This is a genomic window from Bacillus sp. S71 (genome assembly GCF_016625265.1).
GTDB lineage: Bacteria > Bacillota > Bacilli > Bacillales > Bacillaceae_G > Bacillus_A > Bacillus_A cereus.
On the sequence record NZ_JACVUW010000004.1, the window covers coordinates 358566 to 374355 of the forward strand.

The following is a 15790-nucleotide window of genomic DNA, read 5'->3' on the forward strand; positions in this document are numbered from 1 at the left end:
CCCACAATAAAATGAACTTATCAATTGAATCGATTTTCCAACTCATATTTCTCGGATATTTGTTTTAATTCTTCTAACATATCATGAATAGATAATACCTCAAATAAAACAATAGATTCACTTAAAAAATGGTGATGATAATGATTTGGTTTAAAATCTTTTAAATCATTTTTATAACTCCAAAATTGCTTATCTAATTCAGCAATAAGTTTGAAATGTTCCTCATCAATTTCATTACAATGGTTTCTCAATATAGCAATTATAGAATGAATTGTTCGTTGTAATATTTCTCTTTCACTTTGTGACCAGTCACAAGTCTCAATTGATACCCGAGCTAAATTATCTATATGGTAAATGATTTGCTGTAATATATGAAGTTGCTTCTGCATCATTAAAAAGCTTCTCATTTCCTTCTTTGTATGTTGATGATATTTCCAATCTTTCTGCTCATATTGAACAAATTGTATCGCCTTATGCAATAATACAGTCAATTTAGATAAATCCTGAGCAGTCTCCTTTTTCATACCTTTTCCTGCAACTAATGTAGTAATCCATTCTTCCATAATATTTGCTGTTTTAGCGAATAGATCCTCTGTACATCCAAAAATCGTTTTCGTGTAGTGGGGTGGGAAAATGAAAAAATTCACTAAAGTAGATACTATAATACCAGTAGATGTAGTAGCTAAACGAATTAAAAATGCAGTAAAATAATGATCTGCTGTAATTGGAATCATAGCTACAGCAGTTAAAGTTGCGACTAAAGTTCCCGCGTGTAACCTTAGTTTTTGACATGTTACGATCGTAAACATTGCAGCTAATGCATAAGAAATTGCTTGGTGACCTAGGAAAAATGTGAAAGTCATAGCATATGCCGATCCAATTGTTGAGGCCGGAAAGCGAATAAGTCCTTTTTTTATTGAGTCTGTTGCAGTTGGTTCAATAGTAACAATTGCTGTTATTACAGCAAAAATAGTTGGAATGTTAAAAAATTCACAAACTAACACTGTAAGAAAAACTGCAATCCCAGTTTTAATCACTCTTCCCCCAACGATATTCCATTTTCTATCTTGATTCATTTTTTATATCCTTCATTTCTGTTTCATTTTATATACATATATTATATATTGTTAAAATAAAAAAACCTACTACGTGAATATTCAAGAGTAAGTTTTCTATCTCATTATTTCATTATAGGTAAATGCATTATTATTTGTTGGCCAATTGGTCCCATTCTTCTAAAACCTTTATCCTCGAAGCCCACTTTTGCATATAAATTTTGTGCAGGAATATTTCTTTCATTCACAGCAAGTACAACTTCATTTTTTATTGGAAAATAGCGTTTTACAAACTCTTCTAATAATAACAATGACTTTTTAGCGAATCCTTTTCTTTGTCTATTGTGATTAATAGAAAATGACGTTAAAAGTAAAGCATCCTCATTATCTGTGAACTCCTTTACTCTATCTCCCGTTTCCAATGCGAAAAGACCCACCGGTACCCTATTGTAATCTAAAATAACAATCACATTTTTTGTACGATCACTTTTTGCTTTTTCCAGTAATGCGCTTGGATCTGCTGTAAACTGAACTTGTTCACTTGGTAAAGTAAATGTTTGTATAACTTCTTTATATTTCTCCTTATACGGAACTAATTGAATTTCCCCTGTGTGTATGTTCATGCTAAACTCTCCCATTTTTTAGCTTATTAACTTATACCTTGCTGTGCTTTTGAATGCACTCTTCCATCTAAAAAGGTAATTTCAACAAATGAATTTGGATCGTTTCCTTTCCAAGCAAAAATTTGTTTAATTTGTGTAGAATGTTCTACCCCTTCTTCTATAAGTAAATCCCCTTCAAAACCAATTAAATCTTTCACTTCTGTATAAGTCATTCCTTCATTTATGTTCGAGAAATGATTTATATTGATAGATTCTTTCTGTTGCCTTTCCATCACAGTAGAGGAAGTTGCTGTTTGATTTTTCGCTTCTTTTCTCTTTTCACACGCTGTCATACTGAAACCTAAGCATAAACTAAACAATATACATGCGCTTTTTTTCATCATAACAGTTGTCCCTCCCATCATAATTAAACCATATATTCCCTTAAAAATAAACTGAATATTTAATATTACGCTTAAAAACCTCGCACAATTAAGTACGAGGCTAATTTCATTTATTCAAATGATTATTTGATTGATCATCCTGTTCTTTTCTTAACTCTTGTTCTTCATCTTTTGGTAATTGTTTATCATTATCTTTAATTGGATTCGTTTCTCGATTTTCAATCATATCATTTGGAACTTGTGGCATTACTCGTCCCACAATAGCCGCTAATTCATCTAGTATACCTTCACCTGTTTTTCCTTTTTTAATTTGCTTTCCGATTTGTTTGAGGCGTTCATACGTATCAACATCTGCTACAACGACTGCATTAGCACCGTCAGGGTCATTTTTTAAACTTTCTGCAACAGAATATTTAATTGATTCAACACGAGTTCGATCAAGTTTTGCTTTTACGTCTATACCTACAATAGCATACTTTCCAACAACGACCGCTGTCGCATCATTCACACCTGGCACACTTGCTGCTAAAGATGCTAAATGATCTGCCGCTTTTTCATTTGGTTTATTTGATTTATTCGTATAATTAACATTTTTCATTGAAACATTTTTTTGTTCCGGCTTTTCGTTTGGGTTTTCTTTTGTTCCAATACTGCATCCAGTTATAACGAAGCAAAGCATTAATATATATATTAGAGTTTTCATTATTTTCACCACTTCACTTTTAAGGTTTAATCATAAATTTTTTCAACAGCTTGCATTTTCTTTACCTTTTCCTCGACCCCGCTATTAGCATTAATGAATATTTGGTACGTATCTTTTCCTAAAGTACCTACAAATTCATAGCAAAGTACTTCATTATGCAAATCATTAACTACTACAGCTTTACGTTCTTCCATTACTTTTACATCCGGATTGATTTTCTTTCTTGCTTCTGCTGCAGTTAGCTTTGCCGATGGAACTGTTCGTTTTTGATGTGACGCTAAATATTCTTTTGCGGAGAACCCTACGATAGAACCGTCATCTAAAGCAATTTTCATTTGGATTGCTTCTGGATAAATTCGTACTCCATTTTCATTTACTACATACGTAAATACACCAACATTATCATATTGTGAGCTATCATAAAGCTCCATATTATTAAACTTATGGTCCTTTAAAAATTTTAAACCTTTACTACCTGCATCGTTTAAACTAACTTTCTGTTCTTTAATTTCGCGGTTATTCATAACCCAAATTGGATATCCGCCTTTTCCGGTAATATCCATATAGAACTCATTGTTCGTTGCTTCATCTTTAATTTTCACACTATAGAAGGATTCTTTCGCACCTTTTCCACTTTTCTCTACATCTACTTTTTCATTTCCTTTTAAATTCAAAAACGATTTGGCAATTTTCGCCGCTTCATCTTTAGAAATTGCCTTTCCTTCCGCTTCAAATCCGCCTTTTTTATTTTTTTGCGCACTTGTAAAGGTCGGTCCGAAGTTTGTAGAAGAATATGATGTTACGTTTTTCTCTACAGTTTTCAATCCATCAATAATTGTGTTATCTGCTGGATCACGATTTGATGCAAGTGCCATTTCTACATCCATCCAGCGTAAATTATTTTTCAAAACAAGATGTTGTACTTTTCTTAGTTCATCTTGTATATTTCCTGCATTTGAATATAAAGTTTGTAGCGTTTTATATTCTTGCTCATTTAACGGCTCTTTTTCTAAATCACGAATGGCTGCACGGTAACTGAAATCACCGATATTCGCTAAAAATTCTTCCGTTTTATTAAATGGCATTAATGTTAAAGGAAGTTGTCCTACATCTGAGCGAGCTTCAGATGTTAAACGCCATACATCCGCTAATGCAGGTGATAAAGATGATCGTGAATTCATCGCAAGTGTTGTGCCAATTTTATCGTGTAATAAATCGACTTCGTATGCTAAATCATGGAATGCACGTTGGTAGCTATTTTCCGCTCGAATTAAAACCGCATTTTTCTCTTGGTGCTCTTTATAGCCCCAATAGCCTGTTCCTACTACACCGACTGTTAATAATACAATGATAATACCTCGTAACATTGTCCCACCTCCGCTCTATTTACAGAAAATATGTTTACCGATTTTTTTAATTTGTGGACGAGTCCAAATCCATTTACTAGTCGCAGTATCTGGATTGAAATAATATAAAGCATTTCCTGTTGGATCCCATCCGTTAATCGCATCTAAAACTGCTTTTTTTGCTGTTTCATTTGGCGTTAAATATATTTGTCCATCGGCTACCGCTGTAAATGCTCTAGGCTCAAAGATTACACCTGAAACAGTATTTGGGAATGACGCACTTGTAACACGATTCAAAATAACGGCAGCTACTGCAACTTGTCCTAAATACGGTTCACCACGTGATTCTCCGTATACTGCGTTTGCCATAAGCTGAATATCATTTTGAGAATAACCGTTCGGAACATTTGTCCCTTTATTTTGAGGTGGTTTATTCTCTTGTGCAGTTCCGCCGCTATTTCCTTTATTCGTTGTCGTCCCTTTATTAGCAGTTGACTTGTCATACTTCGTTGCCTTCACGAGCATTTGCTTCGTTTTAGCTCCAGCTAAACCATCAACGGGTAATCCGAATTTCTCTTGAAAATTCCGAAGTGCCCAGTATGTACCCCATCCGAAAACACCATCCACTTTTCCCGTATAAAATCCGTTATATTTCAAACGAGATTGCAGTTCAATGACATCTTCGCCAGATGCTCCTCTTTGAATAACTTGATTAGAAAAAGCTTCTACATTCTTTAGTTGTATACTACTGACCATTAAAGACAGTCCTATGAACGCAAGTAAAACTGCTATTTTAAAAATAGCTTTTTGGCGCATAATTTTCCCTCCTTAATTACGGAAATGATTTCTTGGTTATGTTTTGTAAAAGCCTCGCTTTTATGTAAAGAAGACAAAAAAATCCAAACTAATATCGTTGAAAAAATATGTAAACAATATAAAAAAAGGATGAAAGGAGTTCATCATGAAGAAATCGTTAAAACGTGTCGCACTCGTCATTCTGTTCCTAACAACATGTTCAAATATATATACAGGCTCATCAATTGTTCATGCGCAGCCGCCGTATGCCAAATGGGGTAAACTTGCCGTAGAAAAGACGAAAGAACAATACCCAAAAGCAGAAATTATTGACTATCTTCATATAGGTAGAAAACCAAAAACAGTTCAAATAACTGTTGAAAAATTTAAATTGTGGTTACGTGAAGATGGAAAAGAATATGGTGTTTTTGTTGATGTAGAATTTGAAACGAAGACGGAGAAATTTATAAAGTTGTCGTTTCAGAAGACGAGTAGATAAAGTGAAACTTTAATCAGCCCTCACCAATCGGGCTGCCCGTTAATGCGGGATAAAATGAAACCCCACTGTTAAAAATGGAAACAGTGGGGTTCCTTGCATTTCTAAAATTCTTTCCTAAAGTTTCGATTCCCTAAAAATCTTACCAATATACAAATAGCGCCAATTACTACAGCTATCCCTATGCTATATAAAAGTACTTTACCATATCCACCTATTCTCGGATCTAAAAACGGATATGGATACCAATTCACGATTGGACCACGTATTAAGCTATATACAACGTAAAAACACGGGAATAAGAGCCAACTTGTAGCTTGTTTCCAAGTGATTTTCTTAATAGGTGGATTTAAAATCCAATCTAAAAGCATTGCAATCGGCATGATATAATGTAGCACAGTATTTACCCATGGTATTGCCGTTTGAAGTGACTCTTCTAACCCTCTTAGTAACAAAAAATAAACGAGTCCTGTCGTAAGTATGTATACCGTTGCCGCACCACGAAGTATACTAAACTGTTCTGAGCGACCAAATGTAGCTGTTCCGATACTGCTTAAAAGGAGAATACATGCAACTAAAATATTACTTTCAATGGTGAAGAAACTAAAAAAGTTAACTGGATTAAACGGCTTCACTTGTGCCCTAATTATGAATTGCGTAACAATGGCGCTACACACTAGAAGACTTAAACATAATCTAAATAAAGATAAAATTTTTTCATCCTTCATACATTCCCTCCTTTTCTTATATATAATTAGAATTTCCCTGTACATGCTCAATAAATAGTTTTAATGGAACAAGCCCACGTTTTGGCATATGACTACTTATAATAGCTACTATTTCTAACTGAGGAATGATAACGATGTATTGTCCGCCGTATCCCATAGCAAAATATATACAATACGGTATGTGAAATCTTCCGTTATGTAATACCCACCAGTGATATCCATATGCACCGACATGTTCATATGTTTCAAATAGAGCCCTACTTGACTCTTCTAACCATTTCGCTGATACAATTTCTTTTTCATTCCAATATCCATTTTGCAAACATAACTTTCCTAATTTTAATAAATCGGTAGATTTCATTTTCATACCGAAGCCGCCGACATATATACCTTGCGGATCTTGTTGCCACTCGTATTCGTTAATTTCTAATGGATCAAATAAATATTTCTTTGCAAACCGCTCTGTCGACATTCCAGTAGCTTCTTGAATAATATAGCTCAGTAAATGAGAAGAACCTGAATTATAATTCATTTTTGTAGCGGGTTCTTCAATTATTGGCTTTTCTAATATGTACTGCACCCAGTTCTCTGATTCTACAAAGTCATTTGGGAATACTACTCCATTTCCAAACTCTTTCCAATCCTCACCAGTAGTCATTGTTAATAAGTGATAAAGCGTCAAATCATGTTTTTCCCCAGGTACATTTTCAATCCACTCTGTAATCGGTGTATGTATATCATTTATATAGCTCTTATCAAGAGCAATACCAATTAATAAAGATACAATACTTTTTGTAATCGAATTTATTTTATATAAGTTATTTGCACATTCAGGTGTTTTATAGTACTCAGTTGTTAATTCCCCTTTTTGATAAACAAGAAATGTATTCACTTTTTTCTTTTCGAATTTATTTTCTAGTTGCTTGAAATCCAAAAACTTTACCTCCATTTATATAGTTACTCCATTTATTATATCTTGTTCCTTCATTTTAAACATAATTGTGCTCAAATAAAAATAAACCTGTCAGCCATAATGAACTGACAGGTTTGTTTTTATAATTTCGTACGAACATTCCAAAGCTCTGGGAAGAATTGTTGATCAAGTACTCGTTTTAAATAAGAAACACCGGAGGATCCACCTGTTCCCATTTTATGTCCAATAATTCTTTCTACTGTTTTCATATGACGGAAACGCCATTGTTGTAGCCAGTCTTCAATATCAATCAATTTTTCAGCAAGCTGATATAAATTCCAATATTTTTTCACATCCGCATACACTTCCAACCATGCTGCTTCTACTGTTGCATCTTCTTCATAAGGCTGCGTAATATCACGGTTTAACACATCTTTATGAATAGGGAATCCTTCTTTTACTAATGCTTGAATCGCGACATCATATAGACTTGGTGCATGTAGCGCTTTATGAAGTCGTGCATGTAATTCTGGATCCTTTTCATAAATTTTTAATGCGTGTGGCGTTTTATAGCCAAGTGCATACTCAATCATACGATATTGATACGATTGAAAACCTGAAGCTTGACCGAGTGAATCACGAAACTCAATATATTCTGATGGTGTTAATGTCGCAAGAATATCCCAAGATTGAATAATTTGAGACTGAATTTTTGATACACGTGCTAACATTTTAAAAGCTGGTTGTAATTTATCTTGTTTAATAGATTCAATCGCCGCATTTAGCTCATGTAAAATGAGCTTCATCCAAAGCTCACTTGCTTGGTGAATAACGATAAATAACATTTCATCATGATGGTCCGATAATCTTTTTTGAGAAGATAGTAAACTATCTAATTGTAAATACTCCCCATACGTCATATTCTCTTTAAAATCCGTATGAATCCCTTTTTCCATAATTACTTTTTCATTTTCTTTCATATTAGCCAAACGCCCCTTTTATATGATTCTACTTATATTGGTCTAATAACGGCTCGAACTGGACTTCCATCTGCATCAGTTAATGCAAGTGGTAATGCAATAAGTTCATAATCACCGTCTGCTACATGATCTAGTACGACATTTTCTAAAATATGAATTCCATGTTTAAATAATTGATGATGCGCTGCTAATTCTTTATCATCTAGCGGATCAACTGATGGTACATCTACTCCGATTAAACGAATACCTTTCTCTGAAAGAAACGACGCTATGTCTGCACGTAAATGAGGGATCACCTCTGGAAATTCTTCAGCTTTTCCATGTGAAGATGTACGTAATAATAATCGTTCTACACCTTCTAAATGAAAGCTTTCTAATTCCTTTTTCCCGATGCTTTCAAGATTAGAAACGTCAATAATCCGTGCTGGGCCAACATAAACTTGAACATCTAAATCTAATACTTTCTTTCCATCATTATCAAAATGAAATGGTGCATCAATATGAGTGCCTGTATGAATACTCATCGTTAACTTTCCGACATTTACTGAGCCACTTTCTTCTTTTGACCATGAAACTTCATACGAGAACGGTGTGTCTCCTGGCCACGTTGCAATATTATTATTTAGCGGTTGTGAAATATCAATCCACTCTGATGTTTTCATATTTATGCCACAACCTCTCGCTTATTTTCAAACTGCTTATACTCTTCATTTTTCATAATTTTCTTTAATATTTGTACAGATTTCCACACTTCTTCGTATGTGTTATATAAAGCGACCGGCGCAAGTCTCACCCCATTTGGCGCCCTAAAATCTGGAATTACTCCATTTGCTTTTAGTGCTTTACATATACGTGCTGCTTCTGCATGCTCTAAATAAATGTGCCCGCCTCGTTTTTCATCCTCTAATGGATTTCCAATTGTAAATTCGAAATCTTTTAATTCATGTCCAATTAAATTCAGCATGTATCTCGTAATATGTAAAGATTTCTCACGTAAACGTTCAATACCAGCATCTTTGAAAATTTCAAGTGAACCAATTAATGGTGCTGTACTTAAAACGTGCGGTGTACCAATTTGATAAGCACCTGCATGATCAGCAGCTGTTAATGTATGCTCCATATCAAACTGCTTATCTTTTCTAGAACTAAACCATCCAGACAACCCTGGTAGTCTATTAAAATGTTTATTATTCACATAAATTCCTGCAACGCCACCCGGTCCTGCATTTAAATATTTATAATTGCACCAAACAGCAAAATCGACATCCCAATCTTTGAAATGATGCGGAATAGATCCTATTGAATGGCATAAATCAAATCCGATATGAATGCCGCGTTTATGAGCTTCCGTTGTTAAACGTTTCATATCCAGAATTTGACCACTTCTATATAAAACAGAAGGTAATAAAATTAAAGCGATATCATCTTCCATCGCATAAATAATATCTTCTTCAGAAAGTGTTCTACCATCTCGGCTTTTCACTCTTACTAGATGCTCATTTGGGTCTAATCCTTTTAGACGAATTTGACTTTGAAGTGCATAAATATCTGACGGGAAAGTTAATTCATCCGCAAGTATTTTTGTACGTATTCCTTTTGGTTCATAAAACGTCGCAATAACTTGGTGTATATTCGTAGTCGTAGAACCGGTTACAATAGTTTCTTCGGGTAAAGCTCCAATAAGAGGGGCTGTAAGTTTACCTAATTTCTCTGAAAGGAAAAACCACGGGTGCTCACCTTCTGTCCAGCCGTCAATGCCATACTCTTTCCAAGATTCTAGCAACGTAAGTAATGATTTCTCTGCTCTTTTTGAAAGTAGCCCTAATGAGTTTCCATCTAAATATATAGTACCTTCTTTTTTATAGAATTCAGTTTGAAAATCTTTCAGTTCATCATGTTTATCACATTCAAGCGCATACTCATAAGTTGGTTGAAATGGTTCTTTATACATGGTGTCACCTTCTCTTAATTTTCTTTTTATTCTAACTAATTGAAATATATCACCTTAATTGATACAACGTCAATGATATTGTGTCAGTTGACTTTATATATGAACTTCTTTTACAATACAGTTATATTTTCAGATATTTCAGTATAAAGAGGTGATTCTTTGAAAAACTCTACTCTTTCATCAAGAAAACACCGCTCCTTAGAAACGAAGAAGAAACTATTACACTCTGGTTACACTATTTTTATAAATAATGGATTTCAAAAAACGACAATTACACAAATTATTAAACATGCAGAAACTGGTTATGGAACAGCATATGTATACTTCAAAAACAAAGATGATCTCCTAATTAGTTTAATGGAAGATGTTATGAATCAATTTTATAATATTGCTGAGCGCTCTTTTTCTCCACAAACAAAAGAGGAAGCACGTATAATGATCCAAAATCAAGTTAGAGCATTCCTGCAATTAGCAGATGAAGAACGCGCTATTTTGCAAGTTGTAGAGGAAGCGATAGGATTATCAAGAGAAATACGGCAAAAATGGGATGAGATTCGGGAACGTTTTATAACAAGTATTAAACAAGATATTACTTACTCTCAAGAAAGTGGATTAGCACAACCTAATTTAAATAAAGAGATTGTAGCACGCGGTTGGTTCGCGATGAATGAATCGTTTCTTTGGACTATTACGCAAAATGATAAAAAGATTAACTTAGAGGAAATTGTGTATACGTTAACGGAGATGTATACGACCGGGTTATATAAATAGCACACCTTCAATAAGTAAGGTGTGTTATTTTACATCTATAAAAATATATTATCTGGGTATGGTAGCGCTAAAGTAGGCTTTTCAGAAAATGAGAAATATTGTAGTTTTAAAGATTCACCATCTATCGATTTCAGTTTTCCACTAGTAATTTCACATTCAAACACAACAACAATATATTCTACTTGATCGCCATTCGGATATATATGACGGAACCTTTCCCCTCCAAATACCCCTTTTTGTTTTTTCACTTGCACTTTCAAACCCGTTTCTTCCCACACTTCACGAACTACCGCTTCTTCTGGAGTTTCTCCAGGCTCAATTGCTCCAGCTGGCAAACTCCAGTATTCCCCGCCAGGATATTGAAACAAAATATCTCCCTGCCCATTCTTTATAACAGCAGCTACACTCGGTATTAGAATTAGTTCATGGCCTAATTGCTCACGGATTTTTTTATAATATAGCGACATCGACATATAATTCTCTCCCACTCCAATAATAAACAACTGTATTTTCTGACACCTATTGTATAATAATACCAATAGCAATTTCTATATAGAAAGGATAAGAAAATTACTCCCCTTTATATCTGCTACACTAGATAATTTATACAGTTCTAAACCTCGCGTTTTCCATTCTTGTGAATCTTGTTTAATTATCTTTTTAAAATATTTTAGTAGTGGCCATAAAGCATACTCCTTATGATCTACATAACTAACAACATCCCATTTTAACTTTTCATTAATTTCACTCATAAGTTCGGGTATTACTACTTCACCATATTTTTTAAAACATTCATGAGTTTCTTCGTAATTTTAAAATAAAGTTTGATTAAAAATATCGTGTTAACCCGTATTCTATGGTAAATAAAAAGAATCCATTTTGAAAAAGATTGATCAAAATGGATTCTTATCCAGCAGGTTTATGTTTTGGTTTTATAAAAAAGCTTGATCATTTTCTATCAATGAAAACAATTAATTGACTATTTTTATTATGAAAAGGTCGGAGCAGGAAATTCATCAATTTTGATACGAAGTAAACTATAAGGTTTCTGTCGTAAGTCTTTTCCATAATGAAATCTAGGCTGTCGATGTAATTGGTTCACAATGACATACAAATATTGATCCGGACCAATTGAAAAAGTATCCGGCCACAAAATTCTCGGATCATGTGCAATAGTTTCCATTATGCCATTTGGCAATATCTTACGGATACTGTTGTTTTCATAATCTCCAGCATAAACAGTTCCCTTTGCATCAGTGATCATTCCATCAGACGCACCTTTTTCTCCCCAATACTCCACATGATAAGGTAAATTCATGTCCGATATCGTTCTGTCTCTCAGGGCTTCTGTTGAGATCGAGAACAAATGCCGACTGGTTAGTGGAGCAAAAAATAATATCTTTCCATCAGGAGAAATCGCAAGACTATCAGACGCCAATCTAAATGGAGAAGTTGAACCGTCTTTGTTTCGATTCATTAAAATTTGACCTTCTACTTTCGGTAAAAAATAGGGATCGGGTGAAGTTGAATTTGCTCCATTTAACCGTCTAAACGCGTTTCCATTTGATAAATCTACGACGATAATAGCTCCTGGTCCTCTTGAAGAAGAATCCGTTATATAGGCATAACCTGCTTTTCCAACACGAAAATCAAAACGGACATCATTCAGATAAGTTGTAGGCAGGACAACATCTTCTGTAAAGGTATATACTTTTCTTATTGTATTGGTTTCTAAATCAACAGCGACTAATTTTGCCCCCCCTTTAATAGGTTCAGAAAAATTGGGTGCCGCTGTATCTAATATCCAAAGCGTTCCCCTTCCATCAGCAACTACACTTTGGACACTGATGAAAGTCATTGGGATATTCTCGGGGTTAACCAAATTGGTTTGTAAATTAGGATAAGGCTGCAATTTATCCTCAAAAATTTCCGCCACCGTAAATTTAACATCGTCTCCCCATTTCGGAAAGCAAATGAAAATACGACCGGTTTCTGAAACAGTAACACCTGTAGGCATAGCCCCATAAAATGCATAAACTAGTTCTAAATTACCGAAATATTTTTCACTAGGTAACATAGGTTTCATAATATCCTCCTCAAGCATTCAAACGGGATATCTCCTATATATGATTTATATTTTTTCTAGTGCATGTTTCTTAATAAGTTTTTCTATACGAAAAGATGATTGAATTGATTGTTTTCGAAATTTAATAAGTCTATCAGAAGAAAGGAAACATTTTAATTTAAAGGTCTCCAGATGAAGTAGAATTCAATTAGCAGGTAGCGAAGTTCAATATTCCCGAATCAACGTTAAGCTGGTATAAAAAATGGGGAAATTTCCCCATTTAAATTTGTGAAAAAATGTACTTAAGCTAAACTGCCCGTTAGTTTAAGTGTAACACTTCACAAACAATCTTTTGAGTATTCTTATTATTCCTGTTTCCTCAACAATCTGGCCCTTTAATTGAACAATACAACTGAAATTTAAGGGGCAAAAAAAACCTTATATTAATACAGGGTTTTATCAATCTTTTTTATAAATTATCAAACTTTATTTTAAATCAATACCACACTTTATTCCATGTTCCATGAGTGACTAACGGGTGCTTTGAACAAGAAAATAAAGGTGAGTACATATTATACATGACTAATATGCGCTCACCTTTATTTTTTAAAGATTTTTAGCTTTTAGGTCTTGATAATAATTTTTAGTGGTTTTATTAACAATTTATATTTAGTAAATGTGCTTTTCATGAATTTGATATAAGTCAAAAGAATTTCCTGTCCAATATAACTACGTATGTTAGCCCACTTCTTCTTTATCCAGTCTACTGACAATTCCAACTATAAATTTATATTCAACCCTCCTCTTCTTATCTTTCTTAAACCCCTCTTTCGTATCAAAAATAAAACAAGTTTTCCGAAACCAAATACGTATGTATAAAGACTCAAAATAAATAGGTTTTATAATTCCTCGTTCTTCAAATTCAGTTCCATCTTTATTTTCAGTTTCCGTTCGAACGAACCACCTATTCCCGATTCCAATTTCAATGTACTTCACACACTAACCCCCATTAGGAAATTTCCCTTCTAACAATTCTATTATTTCCCCGGTAAGCGCACATTCCGACAGAACATGAGCCCACAAAGAAAAAGTAGATTACAAAAATCTACTTTATAACTTATATTTTTGCATTCGTTTATAAAATGTACTACGGGGTACATCTAATAGTTTTGTAGCTAATGAAACATTTCCGTTTGTCTTTTGTAATGCTTCAATCATGCTATCACGCTGTATTTTTTCGCGAAAATTCAATGTATGTTCGGTTTTATTTTCAACTTGTAACTCAAGTTGTTGTTGATTTCCCATCATTGTTTGTATCAAAAAAGCGACTTGTTTTTCGCATATTTCCCGTCCTTGCGACAAAATGTAAATGCGTTCTAATGCATTTACTAGTTCTCGAATATTTCCGGGCCATGTATGTTGTAAAAATTGATTACAAATACTCTTCGGAAATACAACATTCCAATTCTTCCGTTCGCAAAAGTGTTGTATAAAATATGGGATATCCTCTTTTCTTTCTATTAACGATGGAACATATAACGGATAAACGTGCAAACGATAATATAAATCTTGACGGAATTTCCCTTCTTCTACTAACCGTAGTAAATCTTTATGTGTGGCAGTAATAATACGAATATTTACTGGTACCTCTTTTGAACTTCCTATTGGAGTTATTGTACGTTCTTGTAAAACACGCAATAATGCTACTTGCATCTCTGGTGGTACTTCACCAATTTCATCTAAAAATAATGTTCCTCCATTCGCTTGTTCAAATTTCCCTTTATACCCTTGACGTCGCGCACCTGTAAACGCACCTTCAGCATAACCGAACAATTCACTTTCCATTAATTCTTTAGGCAAAGAACCGCAGTTAACAGCTATAAAGGGCCCGTCTTTTCTTGGACTATTTTCATGAATCGCTCTCGCGACATATTCCTTTCCCACTCCTGTCTCACCACATACATACACACTAGCCTCAGTCGGTGAAACAAGCTTAATTTCTTCTAGTGTGTGTTGAAATGCTTTGCTTGTCCCAGTAACTCCTGGAAAAGTAATTCCTTTTATAAATGTGAGAGCAGAATATGTATTCATTTGTTTGTTTTCCTTTAAATACATACATTTCCCAATCATTCTTTCATTACTATATACTGGTATCTCTAATTTAGTTTCTAATCCATGGTGCATTAACTCTTCAAGTTTCATTCTTGACCAATTATTTATTCGTTCACGAACGCTCTTACTCGCAGAAACGATAACATCACGATGATTACAAATAACTACTTGTTCATCACTATCAATGACATCTAAAAAACGATGAATTAAGTGTAATTCATTTTGATGAACTCTTATGCTACATTCACGTTCTATCGCATGTGCAATTGAAGTTACCATACCGAGCATATATGGATGCGAAAATTCAATTGGACAGGAGAAATCTAGAACACCAATTAATTTCCCGTCATCATTATGAATGGGAGCAGCCGCACAACTCCAGCTATGAGATGCCACGGAGTAATGTTCAGTACCACTTATCATAATAGCTTCTTCAATTTCTAGCGCTGTTCCTATTGCGTTTGTCCCCACAGCTGCTTCCGTCCATTTTACACCTTCAATAAAATTAATATGTTTCGCTCGCTTTAACGTTTGTTTATTTCCACTTAACGATAGAACATAACCATCTGGATCGATTAATAATGCCATCATTTGTAGTTCATCAATGGTTTTTCTCATATTTTGTATTTGAGGGATTGCGATATCTAGGAAGATTTCACTCTTTTTCTTTTGTTCTCGAAAAATATTAGAAGACAAAACTTTCTGACCTTTATTCATGTGAGGATTAACATTAGCCTGTTTACATCGATGCCACGATTCTGAAATTCTTTGATTTATGCGATTTGAATCAAGAACACCTTCATTAATAAACTTTTTCCATGTATGTAAGTAAAACGGTGAAGCTAACATTGTATCATCTCCCTATTCAT

18 protein-coding genes are annotated in these 15790 nt (G+C 34.1%); 2 read left to right on the forward strand and 16 right to left on the reverse strand.

Translation table 11 applies throughout. The features are described from left to right. Nucleotides 1–20: 20 nt before the first annotated feature. From IBT51_RS12035 to sleB, 6 genes are all read right to left on the reverse strand, one after another. Nucleotides 21–1076 (reverse strand): aromatic acid exporter family protein, encoded by a 1056-nt coding sequence (locus IBT51_RS12035; protein ID WP_200458273.1) that lies wholly within the window; start codon nucleotides 1074–1076, stop codon nucleotides 21–23. A gap of 104 nt (nucleotides 1077–1180) precedes the next feature. Next, entirely contained in the window at nucleotides 1181–1693 is a 513-nt protein-coding gene (locus IBT51_RS12040; protein WP_141435877.1) for a GNAT family N-acetyltransferase, read from the reverse strand. 11 nt (nucleotides 1694–1704) lie between these two features. Further along, nucleotides 1705–2061 carry a hypothetical protein gene (locus IBT51_RS12045; RefSeq protein ID WP_075718757.1) on the reverse strand — a complete coding sequence of 119 codons (357 nt, stop codon included), beginning with the start codon at nucleotides 2059–2061 and terminating at the stop codon, nucleotides 1705–1707. 106 nt (nucleotides 2062–2167) lie between these two features. Next, nucleotides 2168–2764, reverse strand: coding sequence for a YhcN/YlaJ family sporulation lipoprotein (locus IBT51_RS12050; RefSeq protein ID WP_000854060.1), 597 nt, complete (start codon nucleotides 2762–2764; stop codon nucleotides 2168–2170). A gap of 26 nt (nucleotides 2765–2790) precedes the next feature. Next, the gene (gene ypeB, locus IBT51_RS12055; protein WP_000943728.1) at nucleotides 2791–4131 is read right to left on the reverse strand and encodes a germination protein YpeB; all 1341 of its coding nucleotides are present in this window, start codon (nucleotides 4129–4131) and stop codon (nucleotides 2791–2793) included. A gap of 15 nt (nucleotides 4132–4146) precedes the next feature. Beyond that, on the reverse strand, nucleotides 4147–4926 hold the full coding sequence (gene sleB, locus IBT51_RS12060; protein WP_001249053.1) for a spore cortex-lytic enzyme: 780 nt from the start codon (nucleotides 4924–4926) through the stop codon (nucleotides 4147–4149). A gap of 145 nt (nucleotides 4927–5071) precedes the next feature. Between sleB and IBT51_RS12065 the strand changes: the two genes are divergently transcribed. Next, nucleotides 5072–5404, forward strand: a complete 333-nt coding sequence (locus IBT51_RS12065) for a DUF3889 domain-containing protein (RefSeq protein WP_000749154.1) — start codon at nucleotides 5072–5074, stop codon at nucleotides 5402–5404. Nucleotides 5405–5505: 101 nt separating this feature from the next. Here the strand turns inward: IBT51_RS12065 and IBT51_RS12070 are convergent, their stop codons facing one another. The 5 genes from IBT51_RS12070 to kynU all read right to left on the reverse strand — a co-directional run bounded on the left by IBT51_RS12070 (nucleotide 5506) and on the right by kynU (nucleotide 9973). After that, complete coding sequence (locus IBT51_RS12070; RefSeq protein WP_200458272.1) at nucleotides 5506–6129, reverse strand: Pr6Pr family membrane protein; 624 nt, start codon at nucleotides 6127–6129, stop codon at nucleotides 5506–5508. 16 nt (nucleotides 6130–6145) lie between these two features. Continuing rightward, nucleotides 6146–7063, reverse strand: coding sequence for a serine hydrolase domain-containing protein (locus IBT51_RS12075; RefSeq protein WP_029442518.1), 918 nt, complete (start codon nucleotides 7061–7063; stop codon nucleotides 6146–6148). Between the two features lie 119 nt (nucleotides 7064–7182). Continuing rightward, nucleotides 7183–8022 carry a tryptophan 2,3-dioxygenase gene (kynA, locus tag IBT51_RS12080; RefSeq protein WP_000661957.1) on the reverse strand — a complete coding sequence of 280 codons (840 nt, stop codon included), beginning with the start codon at nucleotides 8020–8022 and terminating at the stop codon, nucleotides 7183–7185. 32 nt (nucleotides 8023–8054) lie between these two features. After that, the gene (gene kynB / locus IBT51_RS12085) at nucleotides 8055–8684 is read right to left on the reverse strand and encodes an arylformamidase (RefSeq protein WP_000858074.1); all 630 of its coding nucleotides are present in this window, start codon (nucleotides 8682–8684) and stop codon (nucleotides 8055–8057) included. Between the two features lie 2 nt (nucleotides 8685–8686). Beyond that, the gene (gene kynU, locus IBT51_RS12090) at nucleotides 8687–9973 is read right to left on the reverse strand and encodes a kynureninase (protein ID WP_200458271.1); all 1287 of its coding nucleotides are present in this window, start codon (nucleotides 9971–9973) and stop codon (nucleotides 8687–8689) included. Between the two features lie 159 nt (nucleotides 9974–10132). Between kynU and IBT51_RS12095 the strand changes: the two genes are divergently transcribed. Further along, nucleotides 10133–10744 carry a TetR/AcrR family transcriptional regulator gene (locus tag IBT51_RS12095; RefSeq protein ID WP_000798537.1) on the forward strand — a complete coding sequence of 204 codons (612 nt, stop codon included), beginning with the start codon at nucleotides 10133–10135 and terminating at the stop codon, nucleotides 10742–10744. A 35-nt stretch (nucleotides 10745–10779) separates the two neighbouring features. Here IBT51_RS12095 and IBT51_RS12100 read toward each other — a convergent pair whose 3' ends face one another. From IBT51_RS12100 to IBT51_RS12120, 5 genes are all read right to left on the reverse strand, one after another. Further along, entirely contained in the window at nucleotides 10780–11217 is a 438-nt protein-coding gene (locus tag IBT51_RS12100) for an NUDIX hydrolase (RefSeq protein ID WP_000062938.1), read from the reverse strand. Nucleotides 11218–11292: 75 nt separating this feature from the next. After that, nucleotides 11293–11496, reverse strand: coding sequence for a hypothetical protein (locus IBT51_RS12105; RefSeq protein WP_001289827.1), 204 nt, complete (start codon nucleotides 11494–11496; stop codon nucleotides 11293–11295). Between the two features lie 236 nt (nucleotides 11497–11732). After that, nucleotides 11733–12830 carry an L-dopachrome tautomerase-related protein gene (locus IBT51_RS12110; protein WP_069355723.1) on the reverse strand — a complete coding sequence of 366 codons (1098 nt, stop codon included), beginning with the start codon at nucleotides 12828–12830 and terminating at the stop codon, nucleotides 11733–11735. A 717-nt stretch (nucleotides 12831–13547) separates the two neighbouring features. After that, complete coding sequence (locus IBT51_RS12115) at nucleotides 13548–13805, reverse strand: DUF3977 family protein (RefSeq protein ID WP_000873841.1); 258 nt, start codon at nucleotides 13803–13805, stop codon at nucleotides 13548–13550. 114 nt (nucleotides 13806–13919) lie between these two features. After that, nucleotides 13920–15770 carry a sigma-54-dependent Fis family transcriptional regulator gene (locus IBT51_RS12120; RefSeq protein ID WP_200458270.1) on the reverse strand — a complete coding sequence of 617 codons (1851 nt, stop codon included), beginning with the start codon at nucleotides 15768–15770 and terminating at the stop codon, nucleotides 13920–13922. Nucleotides 15771–15790: the final 20 nt, after the last annotated feature.